Consider the following 22,538-nt stretch of genomic DNA (forward strand, 5'->3'; position numbering starts at 1 on the left):
GGAAACTTCACATGCACCACCGCAGTTTTTCCTCGTACTCCGTTACCTCGCTCGCCACTACCCTGGGTTGCACCGCAGCGGTTCTGCTCGCCACCTCATCGCCAGCCTGGGCAGCCACCGATAGCCGCGTGCAGCACTACGAGATTGCCCCGGCGCCACTGGGCGCTGCGCTCAATCAGCTGGGCCAGCAAGCCCATTTGTTGTTGTCGTTCCCCAATGAGTTGATTGCCGGGCAAAACAGCCCTGGCTTGAGTGGCGATTACACGGTCGACGGTGCCTTACAGGCGCTACTTGAGGGCAGCCAACTCCTTGCGGTTCGCCAGCCGGATGGGCGATACACCCTCCAGCGTGCACCGGCCTCTGCCGTCCTGGAGCTTCAGAGCATTTCCATTTCGGGCAAGGCTCCCGGGTCGACTACAGAAGGCACTGGGCTCTATACCACCTATTCATCCAGCAGCTCGACCCGCTTGAACCTGACCCCCAAGGAAACCCCGCAGTCGCTGACCGTCATGACCCGCCAGCGCCTGGATGACCAGCGCCTGACCAATCTCAGCGATACCCTCGATGCCACACCGGGCATCATCGTGCTGCGCGACGGACAGGGTGCCGAATCCGACGGTTACTTCTCCCGGGGCTTCGAGATCCAGAACTTTGAAATCGATGGCGTGCCCACCGTCAAGCGCATGGACAATTACACCCAGAGCATGGCGATGTACGACCGTGTGGAGGTGGTACGCGGTGCTACCGGCCTGATCAGCGGCCTGGGCAGCCCTTCAGCGACGATCAACCTGATCCGCAAGCGTCCGACCGCCGAGGCTCAGGCCAGCGTCAGCGCTGAAGCCGGCAGCTGGGACCGCTACGGTACCGGCTTTGATGTGTCTGGCCCGCTGACCGAAACCGACAACGTACGCGGTCGCCTGGTCGCCGACTTCAAGACCGAGCAGTCCTGGATCGACCGCTACAAGCAGGACTCGCAACTGATCTACGGCATTACCGAGTTCGACCTGACCGAGGACACCCTGTTGACCATGGGCTTCAGTTATCAACGCACAGACGTCGACTCGCCCATGCGCTCCGGACTGCCGACCCGTTTCACCGACGGCTCTCGCAGCAACCTCAAACGCTCGCTCAATTCGGCACAGACCTGGTCCTACAACGACCATGAACAAACCAGCTTTTTCACCTCGATCGAACAGCAGTTTGCCAATGGCTGGAGCGGGAAGATCGAACTGACCCACTCCGAAAACAAGTTTGACGAAGTCTTCAACTACGTCAACGGCAGCCTCAACCCGGACGGAAGTGGCACCACGCAGTTGCCAGTGCGCTTCTCCGGTGTTCCCCGCCAGAACAACATCGATGCCTACCTGACCGGCCCATTCGATCTGTTGGGTCGCGAGCACGAGCTGATCGCCGGCGTGACCTTGTCCAACTATTACGAGAATGTGCCAAGCTACGGCGGCTGGAAATACGACTATTCCGGCTCCCCGGCCGGCGCAATCGACAACCTGCTGAACTGGAACGGCGCCTCGGTCAAACCGCAATTCGACGTCACGGGCAAGTCCACTGTCGACGAAACCCAATACGCCGCCTACCTCGCCACGCGCCTGCACGCCACCGACGATCTCAGTATCTTGCTGGGTAGCCGCGTGATCGACTGGCATCGCGAGATCGAGGATAAACCCTACAACGCTGAACACACCAAGACCAAGGAATCGGAAACCGGCGTCTACATTCCCTATGCTGGCGTGGTGTATGACGTCAACGATACGTGGTCGCTGTATGCCAGCTATACGAAAATCTTCAACCCTCAGTCGTCCTGGGTTCGCGACATCAACAACAAGCCACTGGATCCGATGGAAGGCACCGGCTATGAAGTCGGTGTCAAGGGCAGCCACTTCGACGGCAAGCTGAACTCCAGCATCGCGCTGTTCAAGATCGAGCAGGACAACCTGGCGATCTGGATCGATACCCCAGGCGGCAATACCTACAAGTCGGAACAGGGCACCACCACCAAGGGCGCTGAATTCACCCTGGACGGAGAGCTGGCCGAAGGCTGGCAGGCCTCCGCCGGTTATGCCTATGCGGTGAGCACCGACGCTGACGACCAGCGTATCGTTACCACCCTGCCCCGCCACAGTCTGAAGACCTTCACCAGCTATCGCCTGCCGGGCATTCTGGACAAGGTCACCCTCGGCGGTGGTGTGAACTGGCAGAGCAAGACCGGTGCCGACCTGCACACCTTCACCCAGGGCAGCTACGCCGTCACCAACCTCCTGGCTCGCTACGACTTCAACCAGCACCTGAGTGCGTCAGTCAACCTGAACAACGTGTTCGACCGCGAATACCTCAGCTATGCCGGCGACCACGGTATGTACGGTGCTCCAAGGAACATCATGACGGGTATCAAGTACACCTTCTGACGTTCGCACGCGCCGTGCTGAAGCAGGGCCATCGGTTTCAATCCAGCGCAGCCCTTGAACCACACCATGACGAAGCAGTAGCGTCAGCATCACCTGGAGAAAATACGCCTGGGTCGATAGCGGTCAGATGCAACCGACAGTTTTCGCCCCATGGCTGCCTTTGGTGAAGAGCAGCCATAGGCCGTAATCGGCAGCATGGCGAGCGTCATGGCATGGGCGTGGGCGTGGGCGTGGGCGTGGGCGTGGCCCAGCCTATTGCCTGAGGGGGGTGTTTCAATGGGTCAAGTAACCATTGACGTAGCGCACTGTCTTTTCCAAAGCTCGCGCCATGTCCGGATGTGTCAACTGATACTTCAGTTCCAGTTGCCGGCTATGACGCATGTCAAAGCGTTGCGTCTGAATAAAGTTCAATGACTCGGCGCTGATCGCGAATCGGGACGCCAGTCCGGGAATTGCCAAAAGCCATCTCAGCAACCCTATCGCTACATGGCGACGGGGTGCCTTTATATTCAGCGTTTTGGCTATCTGCCCCAGCATCTCCTGCAAGTTCGGTGTGTGTTCATAGAGCGCCAGGACCTGCTGGTTGGCCATCGAGGGGTCGAACGCCGCGCAAGTTATCATGGTCACCAGGTAATCGACGCTGACTAAGGGCAACCAGTGCCTGGTGGAGCCGGGGACAGCCTTGAACCGGCCTTGTGCCAGATTTCGAATGAGTTCGGCCAAAGGTTGTCCTTCGACAATGTGTCCACTCTCGCTGTGGCCACACACCGTAGCCGGGTGAACGATTGTGTAATCCGCGCCCACCTCCTGCATGTAACGGATGACCGCAAAATGGGCCTCGAGCTTGCTGCCTTCGTAGCCACCTGCACGGGCGTAGACGGAGGGCCAGTTCGTGTTTTCAGGGCGCTCATTGTCTACCCCGATACTGGCCAGGTGGCAAAGGTTTTGCAGCATGAAGCCACCCACCATCAGCAAGCGGATGCGCTGGCTCGCCGCAAGCCTGGCGACTCGCAGCGCCCCTTGCACATTGACTTCGCGGGCGCGCTCCATTGTCAGCCCCCAGGAAAATTGCGCCGCGAGGTGGAAGGCCACAGAGGCCGACGACACGCGCTGCTTGTCTGCCTCGCTGAGCCCAAGCCCCTCTCTGCTGATATCGCCCTCAACGGCATGGATACAGGCAGGGTTACCACCCAGTCGGCTTACCTGCTCCCTGAGGCGCTCGAGGTTTGCAGGGGTGCGCATAAGCACCCAGACCTTGTGCCCTGTCGCAGTAAGACGAGCCAGTAAATGCTGACCGATAAACCCACTGCCGCCTGTGACGAAACATTCCGCGCTCATGCCTGAATCCTTGTTTGGATGATGGGGGGCAGGCTAAGGTGTAGAGTCTGCTCTACAGTCAAGGAATTTTTACTGTGAACATTGGAGAGTTGGAGCGCCGTAGTGGAGTTGGCCGCCATGCATTGCGCTATTACGAACAACTCGGGCTTATCGTGGCCCATCGACAAGCCAACAACTATCGCAGCTACAGCGATCAGGCCGTTGTTGACCTGGCCTTCATTCAGAGTGCCCAGAGCGTGGGCTTTTCGCTCGCCGAGATTGGCGACATTCTTGCTGCCAAGCGGGGTAATACGATCAATTGCGCGCAAGGCGCGGCCTTGGTGGCCAGCAAGATGGCCGAAATTCAGACGAAGATCACCACCTTGCAAGCCACGTATGTTTTTCTGGAAGCAGAGCGTGTGAAGCTTGAAACCAGTGCCATTGCCCTCGGGCAAACTATTCCTCACCTTCCTGTACAGGGGCATGGCGCAACGCAATAGTCCCGGCTTGACTGTTCAGCGTGGCCCGGCTCCCTGGCGGGCCTGCTCTCCGATTGCTCCGCGTGTATCGCCTGGGCGCCTCGCCAGTAATCAACCGCCCTCATCACCGTCTGATGCCAACCTCAAGCAACGCCGCGATGATAAACGGCCCCTTCTTCTCCAGATACTCAGCCATCCCCCCGGTATTGGTGGCCTCCAGCTCGATCTTGAGGTCTTGATATCGCTGGCGCAGGGAGGCATCGTTCCGGAGCAGATCCCTGAAGGTCAGCATCTGGATGATTGAAGGGTGACCACATCTGCAGATGTGGACCTTGTGGGTGCGCACCTCGCCAATATTGCGGCGATAGAAGTGGTGCCCTTCGGACAGGTCACTGCCGCGTACATACCCCAAGCTAAGCAACACCTCGTCTCGGGCTGCTGCATTGCAATGCTCTGAAACCTCGATCAGCACATCGATCTCGGGCTTGGCGGCGAGTTGCGGGACAGCCGTGCTGCCCACATGGTGCATGGCGATAAGCTCATCACCGAATGCCGAGACGAGCAGCATTTTGTCCGCCTCGTACCGTTGTGGCCATTCAGGGTTGTAGGTCGTGATCTTGCTGGTCAGCGCCATGGGCCATCCTTGCGCAGGTTAAAACGTTCTGACACGCCTTCACGGCAGGCGCCTGCCGCCACGAGATCTAATAACCTTGCGCAGCCTGATCAGCCTGTGCCCAGACTCGCGAGAAATACCTCGGTATCCCGGTTGAACCGCAGGCAGACCACGCGAAATCCCGACGGGACTGTCGCCACGAATCGCTTGATTGCCTCCCGGGACGAGGTTTTCGTCCGCCACATGAAGCCGAGAAACTCCGGCAAGTTGGCCAGCAGTTCCGGGCAGTCGTCCGGCAGGTCGGGCCGGGATCGGCCGCGGTTCAGCATCGTTCTGAGGAACACGCGCCAGAATCGAAGCGGCGCCGAGCGATCGATCCATATCAGCATGTCAGCGCGGGCCAGCCGATTGTTCCATGTGGTCGAGTGCCCACCTTCGAAAATCCAGCGCTCACGGGCCTCGACCTCATGGCAAAGACGCGTCTTCTCGTCCCGGCTGCGTTCGACCCACCCTGGCTGCCAGTGAATCGTGTCGATATGCACGACCGGCAAGCCCGTGCGCTCACCGAGCTTGCGCGCCAAGGTACTTTTCCCAGAACCTGGCTGGCCAATGATCATCACCCGTTGCATTGAAGCGCCCTGCCGGCTGGATTATGGGCGCGCGATTTTACGGCAATGGCCGACATGGTCAACTGCAAGCACACTCTCGAAGCCGTTTGGACGCAGGTCCCGTATTCTGTTCCCTGCCGCTCTCACGGAGCTTATGGCAGACGTTTAAGCCCGCACTGATACCTGGCACCTGCAAGGCTTGCTTCAAACGCTTCGAGCCCTGCGTATATCTTCTGCAGCCCAGTGATTTGCCCCAGCACTTCGCGTTTCTTGTCGGCAATGGCCTTGCCCGCCAAGTCCCACGGCAAATCAGCACCCTGATGCCTCAGCAGAATGGCCTGCAGTTCTTTCAGTTTGAAACCCAACTGCTGCGCGCATTTGATGAACGTCAGCAACTCGACACTCTGCTGATTGTAAACGCGGTACTGCCCTTGGCGCTTGGGCGGTGGCAGCAGGCCAATCGCTTCGTAGTGGCGGATGGTCTTGACCGTGGTGCCCGACAGTTGGGCGGCTTTGCCGATATACATGAATGTCCTTTTCATCAGGGAGCGGGGCATCATTGCATGGCGCCAGCGGTTCGGGAACCACGTAGCCGCAGGTCAGCTGGCGATGCCTCGTGCCTGTTCGAGCCAGGCTCCACGCCGCAGCGCGCTGGAGCCGAGCAGTGGCCCGAACATCAGGGTACGCAGCGTTCTGATACCGCAGAACTGCAACGTGGTCTTGCGCACTTGGTGAAGGCCAGGCATGCGATACACCCAGCGGTAGTACCACGGCGGTGTATCCATCGTCACCAGCAGATGCGCTGTACGACCCTTGAGCAGTTGCTCGGGGAAAGCCTTGCCTGCCCTATACTGAAACGCGAAACCGGGCAGGAACACGCGGTCGAAAAAGCCTTTCATCAGTGCAGGGATACCGCCCCACCAAATGGGGTAGATAAAGACTAGGTGCTCGGCCCAGGTGATGTCGGCCTGGGCCCTGAGCAGATCGGGTTCCAGTGGCTGCGCTTGCCGGTAGCCGCTGCGGAGTACCGGGTCAAAGCTCAAGGCATCAAGCCGTAACACCCTGACATCATGGCCGGCACTTCTGGCCGCCTCGACATAGCTCTCGGTCAGCGCTGCGCAGAAACTCTCGCTTGACGGGTGCCCCAGCACCACCAGTACTCGTTTGCTCATCATCACTTCATCCTGAACATGAAGCGTGCAGGGTAAAGCCTGACCATAACGGGAGAGTCAACTGCTCAGGCTGCTCTGGGGCCGTTTCAGTGCGCGGCATCCAGCGGCCAAAGCTAGAAATCCTGCCGTTGGTGAATGGCAGCTATGGCTCGAAAACGACCGCTCGTGAGCTCCCGCTTCCGACTCAAGGCGCACATCGATCCAAGGCCATATAGTGAGTACCGGCCTCATCGCCTGCATCGTCAACTCAGATCCAGACGTCATTCACCGCAGTTCGCTCCCCTCCTTCATGACCGGTATTCAGAACGCCTCGCGGCTCGATCATCATCAGTTTCGTTTCCGCCTGGGCCGCTGTTCTGTGCGCTCCACCACGCGGCACGACATACAGCTCACCCGGCCGCACATACACGCTGCCCTCTGGCAGATCGATACGCAAGGTGCCTGCAAGCACCAGGAACGCTTCATCCGTCTCCGGGTGCGAGTGCCAGATGAATTCCCCTTCAATGCGCACGACCTTGAATTGGTAGTCGTTCATTTCCGCGACCACCCTTGGGCTCCACTGCTGCTCGATCAGTAAGGCCTCGCTGGCGCGATAGAGGCGCGGGTCGCTGGACAGCCCGCCGGCAATGAACGGCAACGGTTCGCCGCCGAGCACGCTCTGGATCAGCGAAGGATCGATGTAGGCCATCCGGTAGCGAAAGCCGATATCCGTGCCGGCCATGCCGTCATGGAGTTCGTCCGGGTGCAGCACCAGGGTGTTGCCCGGCACGCCGTGGCACAGCGCCCCTTTGTAGTGAAAGCTCTGCACGCCGGCAAGGGTACGGCCTATCGAGTAGGTATCGTGCCGATGGGGGTCGTAGCCATGGCCGCCAAACCACGCCTCAATACGCTCCACGCTGCCAGGCGTGGCACTGCGTATGACCCAATCAGCGCAGGACGGGCTTGCTTTTCGTTCCATGGATAAGCTTGCTGCTAGTGCGCAATGGTGGATGAGGATGGCCCATCCTATTTGAGATTTACGCGGACACCCAATCCATTTCCGCTGAATGTCCGCTGTGGGTCGATAGCATACCCAGGCGCAACCAACGGTCGGCCAGTCATTGGCCCACCCAACGCCTTTGTTGCCTGCATTTCCTGGAGCAGGTCGGCCGGAAGCAGTGTCCCAGCGAGCAGACGCTCCAGGAAAAGGGCAGCCTGCGAAACAGGGCCGATCAGCAATCCGTGGTAGACCCAGCCTGGGTCGTAGTTCAACGAATGGCCCAGATAATCCCCATTCAGATCTGCGCGTTGGGTTGCCAAGCGAACCGCGAGATACCGAGTGGAGTCAGGACTTGCTGCCTGATCGCCTCTTCAAGCGGCAGGCCTGTTGCACGTTCGATAAGCCTGCCGACCAGCAGGTAGCCCACATCCGAATAGCGCCACCCCGCTCCAGGGTCATAGCGAAGCCGAGCGCCATCCAGTCGCTGCATCACCTCGTCCACGGACCACGCGGGCTCATGATTGGCAACCGCCGCGTGGTACTCGGGACGCTCGCCATAATCCGCGAGGCCCGCTTCGTGACGCAGTAGCTGACGCAAGGTGTACGTGGTTTCAGGAAGCGCAGCATCCAGGGCGAGTCGTCGGCGTAATGAATCGACCGTTGGATAACGTGGAAATCAGCATCGAATACTCAAGCAGTCATGACAGGCCAGTAAGCAAGCGCAGAGGCAAGAACATACCCCATTCCGGCGATGCCAGCCGTCAGTCGGCCTCGGGACAATTACTGGATGGCGTATACCAGGGCACCGCAGAATCGATGTAAACGTGCTTTTGCTTGCGTGGCTGGAACGGTGTATCAAGTGTACCCAGCGCGATCGAGATCCAGCCGGCGAACTCACCTTCGGTTCGTGACCAGAACAACGTCGAGCCACACGCCCCGCAGAACTCGCGTAACACTGTCTGCGAAGAGGCGTAGGCCTTGATGCTGTCGGCCCCGCGAAGTAGGCGAAGTGCGCTGCGCGGCACGCTGCCATATGACGCGAATGCAGCCCCGTGCCCTTTGCGGCACTGGCTGCAGTGACAATGACTCACGGCCTTGGGTGGCGTGAGCAGCTCGTAGCTGACCGCTGCGCACAGGCAGCTTCCTTGGTATGCCTCTGTCATATGCCCTTCTGTGCAGGTGAAAAACTTTGAGAGGGATGGCCAAACGCTCTATCCCAGGCCACCCATCGATCCCACTGATGATTACTATCAAGCCGCCCGCCTGTCGAGCTGCAAAATCCACCCCCTATAATCGCCTCCCCGTTTTCCCCTCGCTGCAGCGCCTGTCCCAGGCGACAGTCCCCTATGGAATCCCGCACCATGCCAAGCCCCAATGCGTACCCCCACAGCCCACCCGAACACAGCCAGCAGAGCGTCCGTCAGCAGTGGCTGGCGATTCTCTCGGTCGCCGTGGGCGCCTTCGCCCTGGTGACCAGCGAGTTCCTGCCGGTGGGCGTGCTCAACGATGTCGCCTCTGATCTTGGCATCAGCGCCGGCCAGGCCGGCCTGATGGTGACCCTGCCCGGCATCATGGCGGCCCTGGCCGCGCCCTTGCTGTCGGTGGGCATCGGCGCCCTCGACAGACGCTACCTGCTGATCGCCCTGACCCTGATCATGATCGTCGCCAACGCGGTGGTGGCCTACGCCACCGACTTCGGCCTGCTGCTGTTCGGCCGGGTGCTGCTAGGCATCAGCATCGGTGGTTTCTGGGCGACCGCGATCGCCCTGAGCGGCCGCCTGGCGCCCAAGGGCGTGGGCGTGGCCCAGGCCACCTCGATCATCATGGTCGGCGTGACGTTGGCCACCGTGCTCGGTGTGCCCGTGGGCACCTGGTTGAGCGGGCTCATGGGCTGGCGCATGACCTTCCTGGTCACCGCACTGGTGGGCGTGCCGGTGCTGCTGGCGCAGGTCCTGCTGCTGCCGCGGCTCAACCCGGAGAAGGCCATCCGCATCAGCGACCTGCCGGCGCTGTTTATCAATCCGCAGGCGCGGGTCGGCCTGATCGCGGTGTTGCTGATCGGCCTGGCGCACTTTGCCGCCTACACCTACGTCGCGCCGTTCTTCAAGCACAACGCCGGCTTCGACGGGCCGATGATCGGCTCGCTGTTGCTGCTCTACGGCGTGGCCGGGGTGCTGGGCAATGTCTTCGCCGGTTTCGCCGCCAACCAGAGCGTGCGCTACACCCTGATGCTGGTTGCCTTGATGATCGGCGTCGGCACCGCGCTGTTCCCCTACTTCGCCACCAGCCTCACCGGCGCGGCGATGCTGATCGCGCTCTGGGGCTTCGCCTTCGGCGCCTTCCCCGCCTGCGCCAGCATCTGGATGTTCGTCGTGGCACCCAAGGATGTGGAACGCGGCATGCCGCTGTTCGTCGCCATGTTCCAGGTGATCATCGCCCTGGGCTCGTTCTTCGGTGGGCGGATCGTCGACCAGATGGGCAGCGCGGTGCTGTTCAGCCTGGCCACGGCGCTGGTGGGCTGCGGCTTTGTCACGGTGCTGGTGCTGGGACGCAGCGTCAGCAATCGCCTGGCGGCCCAACCTTCCTGAAATACCGATGTCGCGTGGGAGCGGGCCGGCGGTGTCCGCCCCACGTTTTATCAACTCTTTACACCGACGAGCCGCGAACCGGCAGCAACTTGATACGCAACTCAATTTCCTTGGCCGCATCTGCGGCGTATCGACCTGTTGCCGACGAAGAATTCCCTGCACGCTTGCGCAGGTGTTGCCCAGCGCTTTCTGCTGGGCTAGCCTTTACACCCAACTCCCCCTGCGAGGTGTTCGTCCAATGCGCCATTGATGCCGCCGTCTACCTGACGGCCAGTCTTCAGCCTCCGGCCCGTACCGGAGATGTCGCGGCATGAGTGGAGTTGTGCATGACGAGTTCGTCGATCCTGACGCTGGACAGCGTCACCCTGGTCCTGCCCGATGGCAGACCGCTTTTCACCGACCTCAACGAATCCTTCGACCTGCGCCACACCGGGCTGGTCGGGCGCAACGGCGTGGGCAAGAGCCTGCTTGGGCAACTGCTGGCCGGTCTGCGCAAGCCCAGTGAGGGATACTGCCTGCGCCTTGGCCGAGTCCATCATCTCGACCAGGAGGTGATCGCCAATAGCACCACCGTCGCTGACCTGGCCCAGGTGGGTAGTACGCTGCGCGCCCTCGAGCGGATCGAACGTGGCAGCCTCGACCCGGAGGACTTCGACGCGGTCGGCGAGCGCTGGGACATTCGGGCGCGATTACAGGCGCAACTGCAACACCATGGCCTGGGCCATCTCGACCCACACTACCCGGTAGAGCACCTGAGCGGCGGCCAGGCCATGCGCGTCGCGCTGCTCGGTGCCTGGCTGAGCGAGGCCGACTACCTGATTCTTGACGAGCCGAGCAACCACCTGGACAGCAGCGCCAGGACCCTGCTGCTGGACATGCTCCAGGGCTGGGACAAGGGCCTGCTGGTGATCAGCCACGACCGGGCGCTGCTCGGGCACATGGCACGTATCGTCGAACTGTCGCCCCTTGGCTTGCGCGCCTATGGCGGCGATTTCGGCTTCTACCGTCAGCAAAGCACCGCACAGGCCGAACGGGCCGCGCAGGCACTGCTGCGCCTCAAGCAGCAGCGCCAACGCCAGGTTCAGGCATTGCAACGTCAGCGTGAGAACTTCGAGCGGCACCAGGCCTGCGCCGGGCACCGGGCCAAGCAAGCGAACCAGGCGCAGATTCTGCTCGACCGACAGCAGCAGCGCAGCCAGGCCACCGCCGGGCGCCAGCGCCGCGAACTGCGGGATGCCAAGGCGGCCCTGGACGAACAAGTACGCCAGGCGGCGCGTCAGGTCGAACGCGAGGTGCCGATCGTGCTGCACGCCCCCACGCCGCAACGAAATGCCGGACGCGAGGTACTGGCGCTGGAAAGGTTGTACCTGCCACGGGGCACGACCACGGCGCTGGACCTGCGCCTGTGCCTGGGCCAGCGGCTGGGGGTGGTGGGCGACAACGGCAGCGGCAAGTCCACCCTGTTGCGGGTGCTGGCCGGTGAACTGGCGCCGCGCGCGGGCAGCCTGCGGTTGACCGGCGAAGTCGCCCTGCTCGACCAGCATGGCAGTTGCCTGGGGCCACGGCAGAGCGCCCTGGAACATCTGCGCGCCGCCAATCCACGCCTGCCGAGCGACGAACTGCGTCGTCGGCTGGCGCAGCTGGGCATCGACGCGGCACGCATCACCCTGCCCGGCGCCCTGCTCAGTGGTGGCGAACGGCTCAAGGTCGCGTTGGCTGCCGTGCTGTACCGGGAACGGCCATTGGACCTGCTGCTGCTCGACGAGCCGAACAACCACCTCGACCTGCCGTCACTCGAGGCGCTGGAGCACTTGTTGCACCAGTTCAAGGGGGCGTTGCTGGTGGTCTCGCATGACCAAGTGTTTCTTCAGTCCCTGGTACTGGAAGGCTGCCTGCATTTAAGTCCAGATAGTTTGTCGCCCACCACGCCCTGATGCTCGCCCGGCGGATTGTGTGACTGGCCGTTCCCGATCCGCGCCGGATGTATTATGGTGGCGGGGTGCGCATATAAAAGCAGCCCGCCGTGTTCGGGCCAGAGCAATGAGGGTGTCATGAGTAACGAAAGCATTAACTGGGACAAGCTGGGTTTCGACTACATCAAGACCGACAAGCGTTACCTGTCCGTATGGCGTAACGGCGAGTGGGACAAGGGCACCCTGACCGAAGACAACGTACTGCACATCAGTGAAGGCTCCACCGCCCTGCACTATGGCCAGCAGTGCTTCGAAGGCCTGAAGGCCTACCGCTGCAAGGACGGTTCGATCAACCTGTTCCGCCCCGACCAGAACGCCGCGCGCATGCAGCGCAGCTGCGACCGCCTGCTGATGCCACGGGTCTCGACCGAACAGTTCATCGAAGCCTGCAAGCAAGTGGTCAAGGCCAACGAAAAATTCGTTCCGCCGCACGGCAAGGGTGCGCTGTACCTGCGTCCGTTCGTGATCGGCACCGGTGACAACATCGGCGTGCGCACCGCCCCCGAGTTCATCTTCTCGGTCTTCGCCATCCCGGTTGGCTCCTACTTCAAAGGCGGCATGACCCCGCACAAGTTCCTGATCTCCGACTACGACCGTGCAGCCCCGCAAGGCACCGGCGCAGCCAAGGTCGGCGGCAACTACGCGGCCAGCCTGCAACCAGGCTACGAGGCCAAGAAAGCCGGCTTCGCCGACTGCATCTACCTCGATCCGTTGACCCACAAGAAGATCGAGGAAGTCGGCTCGGCCAACTTCTTCGGTATCACCGCCAACAACGAATTCGTCACGCCGAAATCGATCTCGGTATTGCCGGGCATCACCCGCCTGTCGCTGATGGAACTGGCCGAATCGCGCCTGGGCCTGAAAGTGATCGAAGGCGACGTGGAAATCGACAAGCTCGACCGCTTCGTCGAAGCCGGCGCCTGTGGCACTGCCGCGGTGATCACGCCGATCGGCGGCATCCAGTACAACGGCAAGCTGCACGTGTTCCACAGTGAAACCGAAGTCGGCCCGGTCACCCAGAAGCTCTACGCCGAGCTGACCGGCATCCAGAGCGGTGACGTCGAAGCCCCGGCGGGCTGGATCGTCAAGGTCGCCTGAGGCTTCAGCCTGCAGTGAAAACGGGGCATGCCAGCAATGGCATGCCCCGTTTTTCTTGGCTTTCACGGCCCTGGGCAGCCAGATGAATTTTTCTTAAATCGCCGGTTGTCTATTCTTTGGCACAATCAGGTCTCCACTCGCCGCCCAGGAACCAGCATGCCTCGCGTACTGACCATCGAAGACGACGCCGTCACCGCCCAGGAAATCGTCGCCGAACTGTCCAGCCACGGCCTGGAAGTCGACTGGGCCGACAATGGCCGCGAAGGTCTGGCCAAGGCCATCGCCGGCGGCTACGACCTGATCACCCTCGACCGCATGCTGCCCGAGGTCGATGGCCTGACCATCGTCACCACCCTGCGCAACCTGAAGATCGCAACGCCGATCCTGATGATCAGCGCCCTGTCGGACGTCGACGAACGCGTGCGCGGTCTGCGCGCCGGCGGCGACGACTACCTGACCAAGCCGTTCGCCTCCGACGAGATGGCCGCTCGGGTCGAGGTGCTGCTGCGCCGTAACAGCGTGCCGATGACCCAGACCCGCCTGCAGGTCGCCGACCTCGAGCTGGACCTGATCAGCCACGAGGCGCGCCGCGGCGAACAGGCGCTGAACCTGCTGCCCACCGAATACAAGCTGCTCGAGTACCTGATGCGCCACTCCGGCCAGGTGATCACCCGGATGATGATCTTCGAGGAGGTCTGGGGTTACCACTTCGACCCCGGCACCAACCTGATCGACGTGCACATCGGCCGCTTGCGCAAGAAGATCGACTCGCCCGGCCAGAGCCCGCTGATCCGTACCGTGCGGGGCTCCGGCTATGCCATTGCCGAACCCGTCTAAGGGCTGGAGCTCCTCCACCAGCCGCCTGCTGGCGCTGTACAGCTTCCTGTTCGTGGCCTGGAGCAGCATCCTCATGGGGGTGCTGTACTTCGAGGTCACCAGCTACCTGAACAAGCTCACCCGCCACTCCATGCTGCAGCGCCAGCACCTGTTCGCCCACATGAGCGGCAAGCAGCTGGACGACGCGCTGATCGCAAGCCAGGCCTTCGAGGAGCGCAGCTTCGACGCCTACGGCCTCTTCGACCCCCAGCTGAACCCGATTGGCGGACGCATCCGCACCATCCCGCCGGAGCTGGGCCTGGACGGCACGGTGCATGAGCTCAAGCGCTGCCTGGACGCCGACGATCCGCACCTGCCCCGCGATAGCTGCGATGCCGTGGCGATCAAGGTCCAGGACGGCCGCTGGCTGGTGCTGGTGCGCGACAACGGCTCGCTGTTCGTGGTCACCCGGATCATTCTCGACGCGCTGCTTTGGGGCATTTCCCTGACCCTGATTCCAGGCTTTGCCGGCTGGTACCTGCTGCGCCGCCGACCGCTCAAACGCATCCGGGCGATCCAGGCCCAAGCCGAACTTATCGTCGCCGGCGACCTGACCCACCGCCTGCCGGTGTCGGTGCGCCGCGATGAACTGGACATGCTGGCCGCCATCGTCAACGCGATGCTCGACCGCATCGAAAGGCTGATGCATGAGGTCAAGGGGGTCTGTGACAACATCGCCCACGACCTGCGCACGCCCCTGACCCGCCTGCGCGCGCAGCTCTATCGCATTCGCCAGCAGAGCGGCGCCGATTCTGCCGAAGGCGCGGCGCTGGACCAGGCGATCGGCGAGACCGACACGCTGATGGCTCGCTTCCGAGGCCTGCTGCGTATCAGCGAACTGGAAGACCGCCAACGCCGAGCCGGCTTCGTGCAACTCGACCCACAAGGCTTGCTGGTTGAACTGCACGACTTCTACCTGCCACTGGCCGAGGATGGCGGCATCCATCTGCAACTGAGCCAGCCCGCGCAACTGGCGGCCCTGCATGGCGATCGAGAATTGCTGTTCGAGGCCCTGGCCAACCTGGTGGGCAATGCGATCAAGTTCACCCCGCAAGGCGGCCAGGTGCGCATGGTCGCCAGCGAGGACGATCAAGGCGTGCACATTGCAGTCGAGGACAGCGGGCCGGGGATTCCGGCGGATGAGCGTGAGGCGGTGTTGAAGCGTTTCTACCGCAGCGAGGAAGGCCATCGCCACCCGGGGTTCGGGCTTGGGCTGTCGATCGTCGCGGCGATCGTCGACCTGCATGGGTTCGGCCTGGAGGTGGGGGCCAGTGAGCTGGGTGGGGCGAGATTGGTTCTGCACTGCACCAGCGCGGCCTGAAAAGCATCGCGGGGCAAGTCGTATCGGCGCTGCGCCGATGCGACTTGCCCCGCGACAGGGCTTGAGCCGATCAGTCAGCCAGGCGCCAGGTGGTGGTGCCCTTGCTGTCTTCCAGTACCACGCCCATGGCGGTCAGCTGGTCGCGGATGCGGTCGGACTCGGCCCAGTTCTTGTCGGTGCGCGCCTGCAGACGCGCCTGGATCAGCGCCTCCACTTCGGCAGCATCGACCTTGCCCTCGGCACCGGCACGCAGGAAGTCATCGGCCTCCAGCTGCAGCACGCCCAGCACATCCCCCAGCTCGCGCAGACGACCCGCCAGGCCAGCGGCGGCCTCAGGGTCGCTGTCGCGCAGTCGGTTGATCTCGCGCACCAGGTCGAACAGCACGGCGCAGGCTTCCGGCGTGCCGAAGTCGTCGTTCATCGCCACGGTGAAGCGCTCGACGAATGCCTCGCCGCCCTTGGCCTCGACCCGAGGGAGGCCGCGCAGCGCGTGGTAGAAGCGCTCGAGCGCGCCCTTGGCATCGCGCAGGCTGTCCTCGGAGTAGTTGATCGCGCTGCGGTAGTGGCTGGCCACCAGCAGGTAGCGCACCACTTCCGGGTGGTACTTGTCGAGCACGTCGCGGATGGTGAAGAAGTTGTTCAACGACTTGGACATCTTCTCGCCATTGATGCGGATCATGCCGCAGTGCATCCAGGCGTTGGCATACTGCTTGCCGGTAGCCGCCTCGCTCTGGGCAATCTCGTTCTCGTGGTGCGGGAACTCCAGGTCGCTGCCGCCGCCATGGATGTCGAAGCTCTCACCCAGGCAGCAGGTGGACATCACCGAGCACTCGATGTGCCAGCCCGGGCGGCCCGGGCCCCACGGCGAATCCCAGTAAGGCTCGCCGGGCTTGACGCCCTTCCACAAGACGAAGTCCAGCGGGTCCTGCTTGGCCTCGTCGACCTCGATGCGGGCACCGATGCGCAGGTCTTCGATCTTCTTGCGCGACAGCTTGCCGTAGCCGACGAACTTACCGACGCGGTAGTACACGTCGCCGTTGCCCGGCGCGTAGGCATAGCCCTTGTCGATCAGGGTCTGGATCATCGCGTGCATGCCGGGGATATGGTCGGTGGCACGGGGTTCCAGGTCCGGCGGCAGGATGCTCAGGCGGCGCTCGTCCTCGTGCATCGCGTCGATCATGCGGGCCGTCAGCGCGTCGAACGACTCGCCGTTTTCGTTGGCCCGGTTGATGATCTTGTCGTCGATGTCGGTGATGTTGCGCACATAGGTCAGCTCATAGCCGCTCTTGCGCAGCCAGCGGGTGACCAGGTCGAAGGCCACCATGCTGCGGCCGTGGCCCAGGTGGCAGTAGTCGTACACGGTCATGCCGCACACGTACATGCGCACCTTGTTGCCGTCCAGCGGCTTGAAAACTTCCTTGGTCTTGCTCAGCGTGTTGTAGATGGTAAGCACGAAGGTTCCTCAGCTGCCCCACGAATCGCGCAGGGTCACGGTCCGGTTGAATACCGGGCGACCCGGCTGGGAGTCTTTCAGGTCGGCGCAGAAGTAGCCTTCGCGCTCGAACTGGAAGCGGTCTTCTGGCTGGGCCTGGCCCAGGGAAGGTTCCGCGCGACAACCGCTGAGTACCTGCAGCGAATCGGGGTTGATGTTGTCGAGGAAGCTGCCGCCGTCTTCGGTCTTCTCCGGGTTGGCGGAGCGGAACAGGCGGTCGTACAGACGCACTTCGCACTCGACGCTGCCTTGCGCCGGCACCCAGTGGATCACACCCTTGACCTTGCGGCCCTCGGGGTTCTTGCCCAGGGTGTCCGGATCGTACGAGCAGCGCAGCTCGACGATGTTGCCGTCGGCATCCTTGATCGCCTCGTCGGCGCGGATCACGTAGCTGCCACGCAGGCGCACTTCACCGGCCGGCTCCAGGCGCTTGTAGCCCTTGGGCGGCGCTTCCATGAAGTCGTCGCGGTCGATGTACAGCTCGCGGGCGAACGGCAGCACGCGCACACCCATGTCTTCCTTCGGATGGCGCGGCAGTTCGAGTTGCTCGACCTGGTCCTCGGGATAGTTGGTGATCACCACCTTCAGCGGGCGCAGCACGCACATGGCGCGTGGCGCGGTACGGTCGAGGTCGTCGCGGATGCTGAATTCGAGCATCGCCATGTCGACCACGCCGTCGGAACGGTTGGTGCCGATCATCTCGCAGAAGTTGCGGATCGAGGCCGGGGTGTAGCCACGGCGGCGGTAGCCCGACAGGGTCGACATGCGCGGATCGTCCCAGGCCTCGACATGACCTTCGTCCACCAGCTGCTTGAGCTTGCGCTTGGACGTGATGGTGTAGTTCAGGTTCAGGCGGCTGAACTCGTACTGGCGCGGGTGCGCCGGCACCGGCAGCTTGTCCAGGAACCAGTCGTACAGCGGACGGTGGCTTTCGAACTCCAGGGTGCAGATCGAGTGGGTGATGCCTTCGATGGCGTCCGACTGACCGTGGGTGAAGTCGTAGTTGGGGTAGATGCACCACTTGTCACCGGTCTGGTGATGGTGGGCATGGCGAATGCGGTACAGGATCGGGTCGCGCAGGTTCATGTTCGGCGAAGCCATGTCGATCTTGGCGCGCAACACGCGCTCGCCGTCCTTGAACTCGCCGGCCTTCATGCGCGCGAACAGGTCCAGGTTCTCCTCGACGCTGCGCTCGCGGAACGGGCTGTTCTTGCCCGCCTCGGTCAGGCTGCCACGGTATTCCTTGGCCTGCTCGGGGGTCAGGTCGCAGACATAGGCGTTGCCGGACTTGATCAGCTCCACCGCCCAGGCATGCAGCTGCTCGAAGTAGTCCGAGGCATAGCGCACCGGGCCCGCCCACTCGAAGCCCAGCCACTTGACGTCACGCTGGATGGAGTCGATGTACTCCTGGTCTTCCTTGGCCGGGTTGGTGTCGTCGAAACGCAGGTGGCAGACGCCGCCGAACTCCTTGGCCAGGCCGAAGTTGACGCAGATCGACTTGGCGTGGCCGATGTGCAGGTAACCGTTGGGCTCCGGCGGGAAACGGGTGACGATGCTCTGGTGCTTGCCCGAGTCCAGGTCGGCCTGGACGATTGGCCGCAGGAAGTTCACAGGGACGGCGGGTGCGCCTTTGGCAGCGGCGTTTGGCGCGTTGTCGGCAGTGGGCTTGCTCATAGTGTCCTTGAATGCAGGTAGCCGGCCCGGGTAGGCCGATTGAATCAAAGGGCCTATCATAGCCGAAGCAGTCAAGCTGCTGACAGCCGGAGCACCGACAAAGTGGCGCGTTTTGTCGCCGCAGCGGTCTACAATCCGGCAGAATGTCGACCCAGTGGCGTGTGCCGCGGCTGCCTGATCCTGCGTCAGGTTATCCGAGCGCACCGCGCACCCTATTTCCCGAATGCCTTGAAAGAGCGAGTTTCAGCATGTCCAAAGTCAAACTGAGCACCAACCACGGCGATATCATCCTGCAATTGAATGCCGAAAAAGCCCCGCTGACCACTGAGAACTTCGTTCAATACGTCAAGGATGGCCACTACAATGGCACCGTGTTCCACCGCGTGATCAAGGGCTTCATGATCCAGGGTGGCGGCTTCGAGCCAGGCATGAGCCAGAAGAAGACCCGCGCCAGCATCCAGAACGAAGCCGACAATGGCCTGAAGAACGCCAAGTACAGCATCGCCATGGCCCGTACCATGGAGCCGCACTCGGCCTCCGCGCAGTTCTTCATCAACGCCTCCGACAACGACTTCCTCAACCACAGCGGCAAGAACGTTCAGGGCTGGGGCTACGCCGTGTTCGGTGAAGTGATCGAAGGCAAGGAAATCGTCGACGCCATCGAGAAAGTCGCCACCGGTTCCAAGGCCGGCCACCAGGACGTGCCGAAAGACGACGTGATCATCGAGAAAGCCGAGATCATTGAGTGATCCTGCTGATCTCCGATCTGCACCTGCAAGAAGAACGCCCGGACATCACCCGGGCGTTTCTTGATCTGCTCGACGGCCGCGCCCGTCACGCCAAGGCGCTGTACATCCTCGGCGACTTCTTCGAGGCCTGGATCGGCGACGATGCGATGACACCGTTCCAGCAGTCGATCTGCCAGGCCCTGCGCCGGCTGAGCGACAGCGGCACGGCGATCTACCTGATGCACGGCAACCGCGACTTCCTCATCGGCCAGGCGTTCTGCGACGCAGCCGGCTGCACCCTGCTGGCCGACCCCAGCGTGGTCGAGCTGGGTGGCGAGGCGGTGCTGCTGATGCACGGCGACACCCTGTGCACCCGCGACGTGGCCTACATGAAGCTGCGCCGTTACCTGCGCAACCCGCTGACCCTGTGGATCCTTCGGCACCTGCCGCTGGGCACGCGGCACAAGCTGGCGCGCAAGCTGCGCAGCGAAAGCAGTACCCAGGTGCGCATGAAGAGCACCGAGATCGTCGACGTCACTCCCGAGGAAGTGCCCAAGGTGATGGCCGCCCACGGCGTGCGCACCCTGGTCCACGGCCACACCCACCGGCCGGCGTTGCACAAGCTGGTGGTCGATGGCCAGCCGGCGCGGCGTATCGTGCTAGGGGACTGGGACCGCCGGGGCTGGGCGTTGCAGGTGGACGAACAGGGCTTCCAGCTGGCGCCGTTCGAGTTTTCCTGAGCGACCGCCCATGCGCGCTCCCTGTAGGAGCGGCCTTTCCGACCGGTCCGACGCCTCGGCAAGGCCGCTCCTACAAAGAGCCCGCAGTTACTGGGCGCTGACCACCCGCCCCTTATCCCGCTCACTGATCACATACCGTCGATACTGCGGATCAGCCTTGATCTGTGCCTCGGTGAACGGGATCGGCGCCAGTTGCTTGGCCGCGAAGGCCCGCGTCTGATCGGCGGCATGCGCCGATGCCTGCTCGCTCGACTGGGAGAACGCCAGCAATCCCTGAGCCTTTGGCCCCTGCTCGGTGAAGCTGACCACCTGCAGATAGCTCGAACCACTGACCACCAGGCGCTTGCCCGGCCCCACCGGCACACTGACCATCGCGTTGTAGACGCCCAGGCCCTGCGGACCACCAGGCACCGGCGTGCCATCGGCAGCCTGCTGGATCTGCCCCCAACGCTGATCAGCGGTGATGCCCGCCTCGCCCACCTTCGCCAGGGACGCCAACGCCGCCTCGCGCAGCAGCTTGCCTACCGCGGCCTGCTCCACCGCCAGGCCACGCGGCGTGTGCTGCGGGTCGGCCGGGTCGAACGGCACGCGCCAGCTTTGCGGGTGCTCGGCCAACGCGTCGGCAATGTTCATGAAATGGAGCAAACCGACTCCGCTGTCCAGATCGGCCTTGCCGTTCCAGTCGCGCAGGCTGGCGCACACTGATTCCAGATCCGCCTCCACGCCCTTGCACCACTGCAGCAGGTCCGGCAGCAGCAGGCTGGCCTGGTACACCTCGTCATCGAACACCATGCGCCGCAGCTCGGCGACACCCAGCTTGCCCCGGCCCTGCAGGCGCTGCAGGGCAAAACGGCTGCGCATGCCCAGGGGCTGGTCAGCACGACTCACCAGCGGCGAGAAGCCGGTCAACGGTTGGGCTGGGTTGGCCATCCATGCCGAATCGTTGGCGTGCTGCACATAGTCACGCCGCTCCAGGCTCGGCAGCAGGCTCGCCGGGAAGATCCCCGGTTGGGCGGCCTGCGCATCGACCTTCCACTGGCAGGCGCTGCGTGAGCCATCGAGCACCACCAGCGGGCCGGAAGCAGCCGGATTGCTGCACTGCGCCAGCAGCGCCTGGTCGACATAGGGCACCACCGACTGATTCAGGTACAGGGCCTGGCCAGCGGCATCCACCGCCAGGGTGTTGACCCAGGGGATACCCTGCAACCGCCCCACCGAGGCCTTGAGCGTTTCCAGGCTATCGGCGCGGTTGATCCGGTACCACTGCTGCAGGACCCGGGTATTGTCCAGGTTGGCGTCACGCAGGCTGTAGGCCGCCTGGTTGTCCCAGTCCAGCCGCCCTGGCCACTGCACCACCGGGCCGAACTTCGACAGGTGGATCGTGCGCTCCACCTCGCTCAGCGTGCCGTCCTTGCCCTTTACCATGACCTTGAGCTGTTTACGTTCGAGCGGCAGCGACTGGCCGTCAACCAGGTAACGGGTGGCGTCCTTGGGGTCCAGCTGCAGGCGGTAGAGGGTGAAATGCTTCGAGGTGTCGACAGTGTGGGTCCAGGCCAGGTGTCGGTTGAAGCCGATATTGACCACCGGCAGCCCCGGCAGGGCCGCGCCCATCACATCCAGCTGCCCGGGGATGGTCAGTTGCATCTGGTAGAAGCGCATCCCGCCGACCCAGGGGAAATGCGGGTTGGCCAGCAGCAGTCCGCGACCATTGGCCGAACGCTCGCTGCCCACCGCCACGGCGTTGCTGCCACGCTCGGCGGCGAACTGAGCCTGGCGCGCCAGGGCCACGCTGTAGTCGGCCACCGGGCGTTGCGCCGCCAGCTTCGGCGGGGTCGCGGCCACCACCGCCTCGACAAACTGACCGACACCGCCTTCGGCCAGCAGGCGCCGGGTCAGCTTGACCAAGTCACGGCTGCTGATAGGCCGCACCCAGTCTCCTGCCCCGCACTCGGCCGGCAGGCCTTCGGCGCGCCGCTCGCCCAGGGCACGGTTGTAGCCGCTGGCATAGCCGTCGAGCAGGTCGCGTACCGCCACCGGCTGCGCCTGCAGGAAGTCGTCCACTGCCTCTGGCTCGTTGAGCCAGGTGAAGAACAGATCGCTGGACAGGTTGTCGCGCTGCTCGACGGTTTTACCGTCGCCACCGAAATAACGCGAGCGCTCGCCATTGACCGTCAGCACCTCGCTGGCCAGCAGGCACAGGTTGTCCTGGGCGTACGCGTAGCCGATGCCGTAGCCCAAGCCGCGTTCGTCCTTGGCCAGGATATGCGGCACGCCAAAGCTGGTGCGGCGGATCTGCGCAGAGGCCTCATTGGCGACCTCCCGTGCCTGGACGGCCAGGCTGGAGGCAACCAGGGCGGCGGCAAGGCCCAGGCGAAACAGGGGAAGAGGGATCACAGGCACTCCTCGTGCTATCGGGGTCATCCCGAACAGACGAATGGCCAGATGAAAATTTTACGGTCG

General features: G+C 63.0%; 19 protein-coding genes and 1 pseudogene. 9 read left to right on the forward strand and 11 right to left on the reverse strand.

The window, feature by feature from the left end:
* Nucleotides 1-11: 11 nt before the first annotated feature.
* Nucleotides 12-2,420: a TonB-dependent siderophore receptor gene (locus tag AC25ND_RS22980; RefSeq protein ID WP_486972396.1), complete on the forward strand. Its 2,409-nt coding sequence runs from the start codon at nt 12-14 to the stop codon at nt 2,418-2,420.
* Between the two features lie 273 nt (nt 2,421-2,693).
* Here AC25ND_RS22980 and AC25ND_RS22985 read toward each other — a convergent pair whose 3' ends face one another.
* Nucleotides 2,694-3,758, reverse strand: a complete 1,065-nt coding sequence (locus AC25ND_RS22985; protein ID WP_062360369.1) for an SDR family oxidoreductase — start codon at nt 3,756-3,758, stop codon at nt 2,694-2,696.
* A 74-nt stretch (nt 3,759-3,832) separates the two neighbouring features.
* Between AC25ND_RS22985 and AC25ND_RS22990 the strand changes: the two genes are divergently transcribed.
* Nucleotides 3,833-4,237, forward strand: a complete 405-nt coding sequence (locus tag AC25ND_RS22990; protein ID WP_062360371.1) for a MerR family transcriptional regulator — start codon at nt 3,833-3,835, stop codon at nt 4,235-4,237.
* A 103-nt stretch (nt 4,238-4,340) separates the two neighbouring features.
* Here the strand turns inward: AC25ND_RS22990 and AC25ND_RS22995 are convergent, their stop codons facing one another.
* The 7 genes and pseudogenes from AC25ND_RS22995 to AC25ND_RS23025 form a co-directional block, all read right to left on the reverse strand.
* Nucleotides 4,341-4,850, reverse strand: coding sequence for a GrpB family protein (locus AC25ND_RS22995; RefSeq protein WP_062360373.1), 510 nt, complete (start codon nt 4,848-4,850; stop codon nt 4,341-4,343).
* 89 nt (nt 4,851-4,939) lie between these two features.
* Nucleotides 4,940-5,458 carry an AAA family ATPase gene (locus AC25ND_RS23000; RefSeq protein WP_486976599.1) on the reverse strand — a complete coding sequence of 173 codons (519 nt, stop codon included), beginning with the start codon at nt 5,456-5,458 and terminating at the stop codon, nt 4,940-4,942.
* Nucleotides 5,459-5,589: 131 nt separating this feature from the next.
* On the reverse strand, nt 5,590-5,964 hold the full coding sequence (locus tag AC25ND_RS23005; protein ID WP_207851441.1) for a MerR family transcriptional regulator: 375 nt from the start codon (nt 5,962-5,964) through the stop codon (nt 5,590-5,592).
* Between the two features lie 72 nt (nt 5,965-6,036).
* Nucleotides 6,037-6,612: an NAD(P)H-dependent oxidoreductase gene (locus AC25ND_RS23010; RefSeq protein ID WP_036986114.1), complete on the reverse strand. Its 576-nt coding sequence runs from the start codon at nt 6,610-6,612 to the stop codon at nt 6,037-6,039.
* Between the two features lie 244 nt (nt 6,613-6,856).
* Nucleotides 6,857-7,567 carry an AraC family ligand binding domain-containing protein gene (locus AC25ND_RS23015; RefSeq protein WP_182323944.1) on the reverse strand — a complete coding sequence of 237 codons (711 nt, stop codon included), beginning with the start codon at nt 7,565-7,567 and terminating at the stop codon, nt 6,857-6,859.
* A 104-nt stretch (nt 7,568-7,671) separates the two neighbouring features.
* Nucleotides 7,672-8,225, reverse strand: a pseudogene (locus tag AC25ND_RS23020) (serine hydrolase domain-containing protein); the annotation flags it as partial.
* 124 nt (nt 8,226-8,349) lie between these two features.
* Nucleotides 8,350-8,751 (reverse strand): GFA family protein, encoded by a 402-nt coding sequence (locus tag AC25ND_RS23025; RefSeq protein WP_081791567.1) that lies wholly within the window; start codon nt 8,749-8,751, stop codon nt 8,350-8,352.
* Nucleotides 8,752-8,949: 198 nt separating this feature from the next.
* Between AC25ND_RS23025 and AC25ND_RS23030 the strand changes: the two genes are divergently transcribed.
* The 5 genes from AC25ND_RS23030 (at nt 8,950) to AC25ND_RS23050 (ending at nt 15,444) form a co-directional block, all read left to right on the forward strand.
* Nucleotides 8,950-10,176 (forward strand): MFS transporter, encoded by a 1,227-nt coding sequence (locus tag AC25ND_RS23030; protein ID WP_186595759.1) that lies wholly within the window; start codon nt 8,950-8,952, stop codon nt 10,174-10,176.
* A 326-nt stretch (nt 10,177-10,502) separates the two neighbouring features.
* Entirely contained in the window at nt 10,503-12,110 is a 1,608-nt protein-coding gene (locus AC25ND_RS23035; protein WP_486972445.1) for an ATP-binding cassette domain-containing protein, read from the forward strand.
* Between the two features lie 117 nt (nt 12,111-12,227).
* A complete protein-coding gene (locus AC25ND_RS23040; RefSeq protein WP_028690746.1) occupies nt 12,228-13,247 on the forward strand; it encodes a branched-chain amino acid aminotransferase in 1,020 nt (339 codons plus the stop codon).
* 156 nt (nt 13,248-13,403) lie between these two features.
* A complete protein-coding gene (locus AC25ND_RS23045; protein WP_028690745.1) occupies nt 13,404-14,084 on the forward strand; it encodes a response regulator transcription factor in 681 nt (226 codons plus the stop codon).
* Nucleotides 14,062-15,444: a sensor histidine kinase gene (locus tag AC25ND_RS23050; protein WP_028690744.1), complete on the forward strand. Its 1,383-nt coding sequence runs from the start codon at nt 14,062-14,064 to the stop codon at nt 15,442-15,444. The genes AC25ND_RS23045 and AC25ND_RS23050 overlap by 23 nt, the downstream gene beginning before the upstream one ends.
* A gap of 70 nt (nt 15,445-15,514) precedes the next feature.
* Here AC25ND_RS23050 and cysS read toward each other — a convergent pair whose 3' ends face one another.
* Together cysS and AC25ND_RS23060 are read right to left on the reverse strand one after the other, a co-directional pair.
* Complete coding sequence (cysS, locus tag AC25ND_RS23055; protein WP_207851445.1) at nt 15,515-16,897, reverse strand: cysteine--tRNA ligase; 1,383 nt, start codon at nt 16,895-16,897, stop codon at nt 15,515-15,517.
* 9 nt (nt 16,898-16,906) lie between these two features.
* A complete protein-coding gene (locus AC25ND_RS23060) occupies nt 16,907-18,610 on the reverse strand; it encodes a glutamine--tRNA ligase/YqeY domain fusion protein (protein ID WP_028690742.1) in 1,704 nt (567 codons plus the stop codon).
* Nucleotides 18,611-18,858: 248 nt separating this feature from the next.
* Here AC25ND_RS23060 and AC25ND_RS23065 point away from each other — a divergent pair, with 248 nt between their 5' ends.
* Together AC25ND_RS23065 and AC25ND_RS23070 are read left to right on the forward strand one after the other, a co-directional pair.
* On the forward strand, nt 18,859-19,359 hold the full coding sequence (locus AC25ND_RS23065; RefSeq protein WP_028690741.1) for a peptidylprolyl isomerase: 501 nt from the start codon (nt 18,859-18,861) through the stop codon (nt 19,357-19,359).
* A complete protein-coding gene (locus AC25ND_RS23070; protein ID WP_062360385.1) occupies nt 19,356-20,078 on the forward strand; it encodes a UDP-2,3-diacylglucosamine diphosphatase in 723 nt (240 codons plus the stop codon). Before AC25ND_RS23065 ends, AC25ND_RS23070 begins: the two co-directional genes overlap by 4 nt.
* A gap of 87 nt (nt 20,079-20,165) precedes the next feature.
* Here the strand turns inward: AC25ND_RS23070 and pvdQ are convergent, their stop codons facing one another.
* Nucleotides 20,166-22,472 (reverse strand): bifunctional acylase PvdQ, encoded by a 2,307-nt coding sequence (gene pvdQ / locus AC25ND_RS23075; RefSeq protein ID WP_486972446.1) that lies wholly within the window; start codon nt 22,470-22,472, stop codon nt 20,166-20,168.
* Nucleotides 22,473-22,538: the final 66 nt, after the last annotated feature.

It is taken from the genome of Pseudomonas sp. P110(2024), from assembly GCF_057480795.1.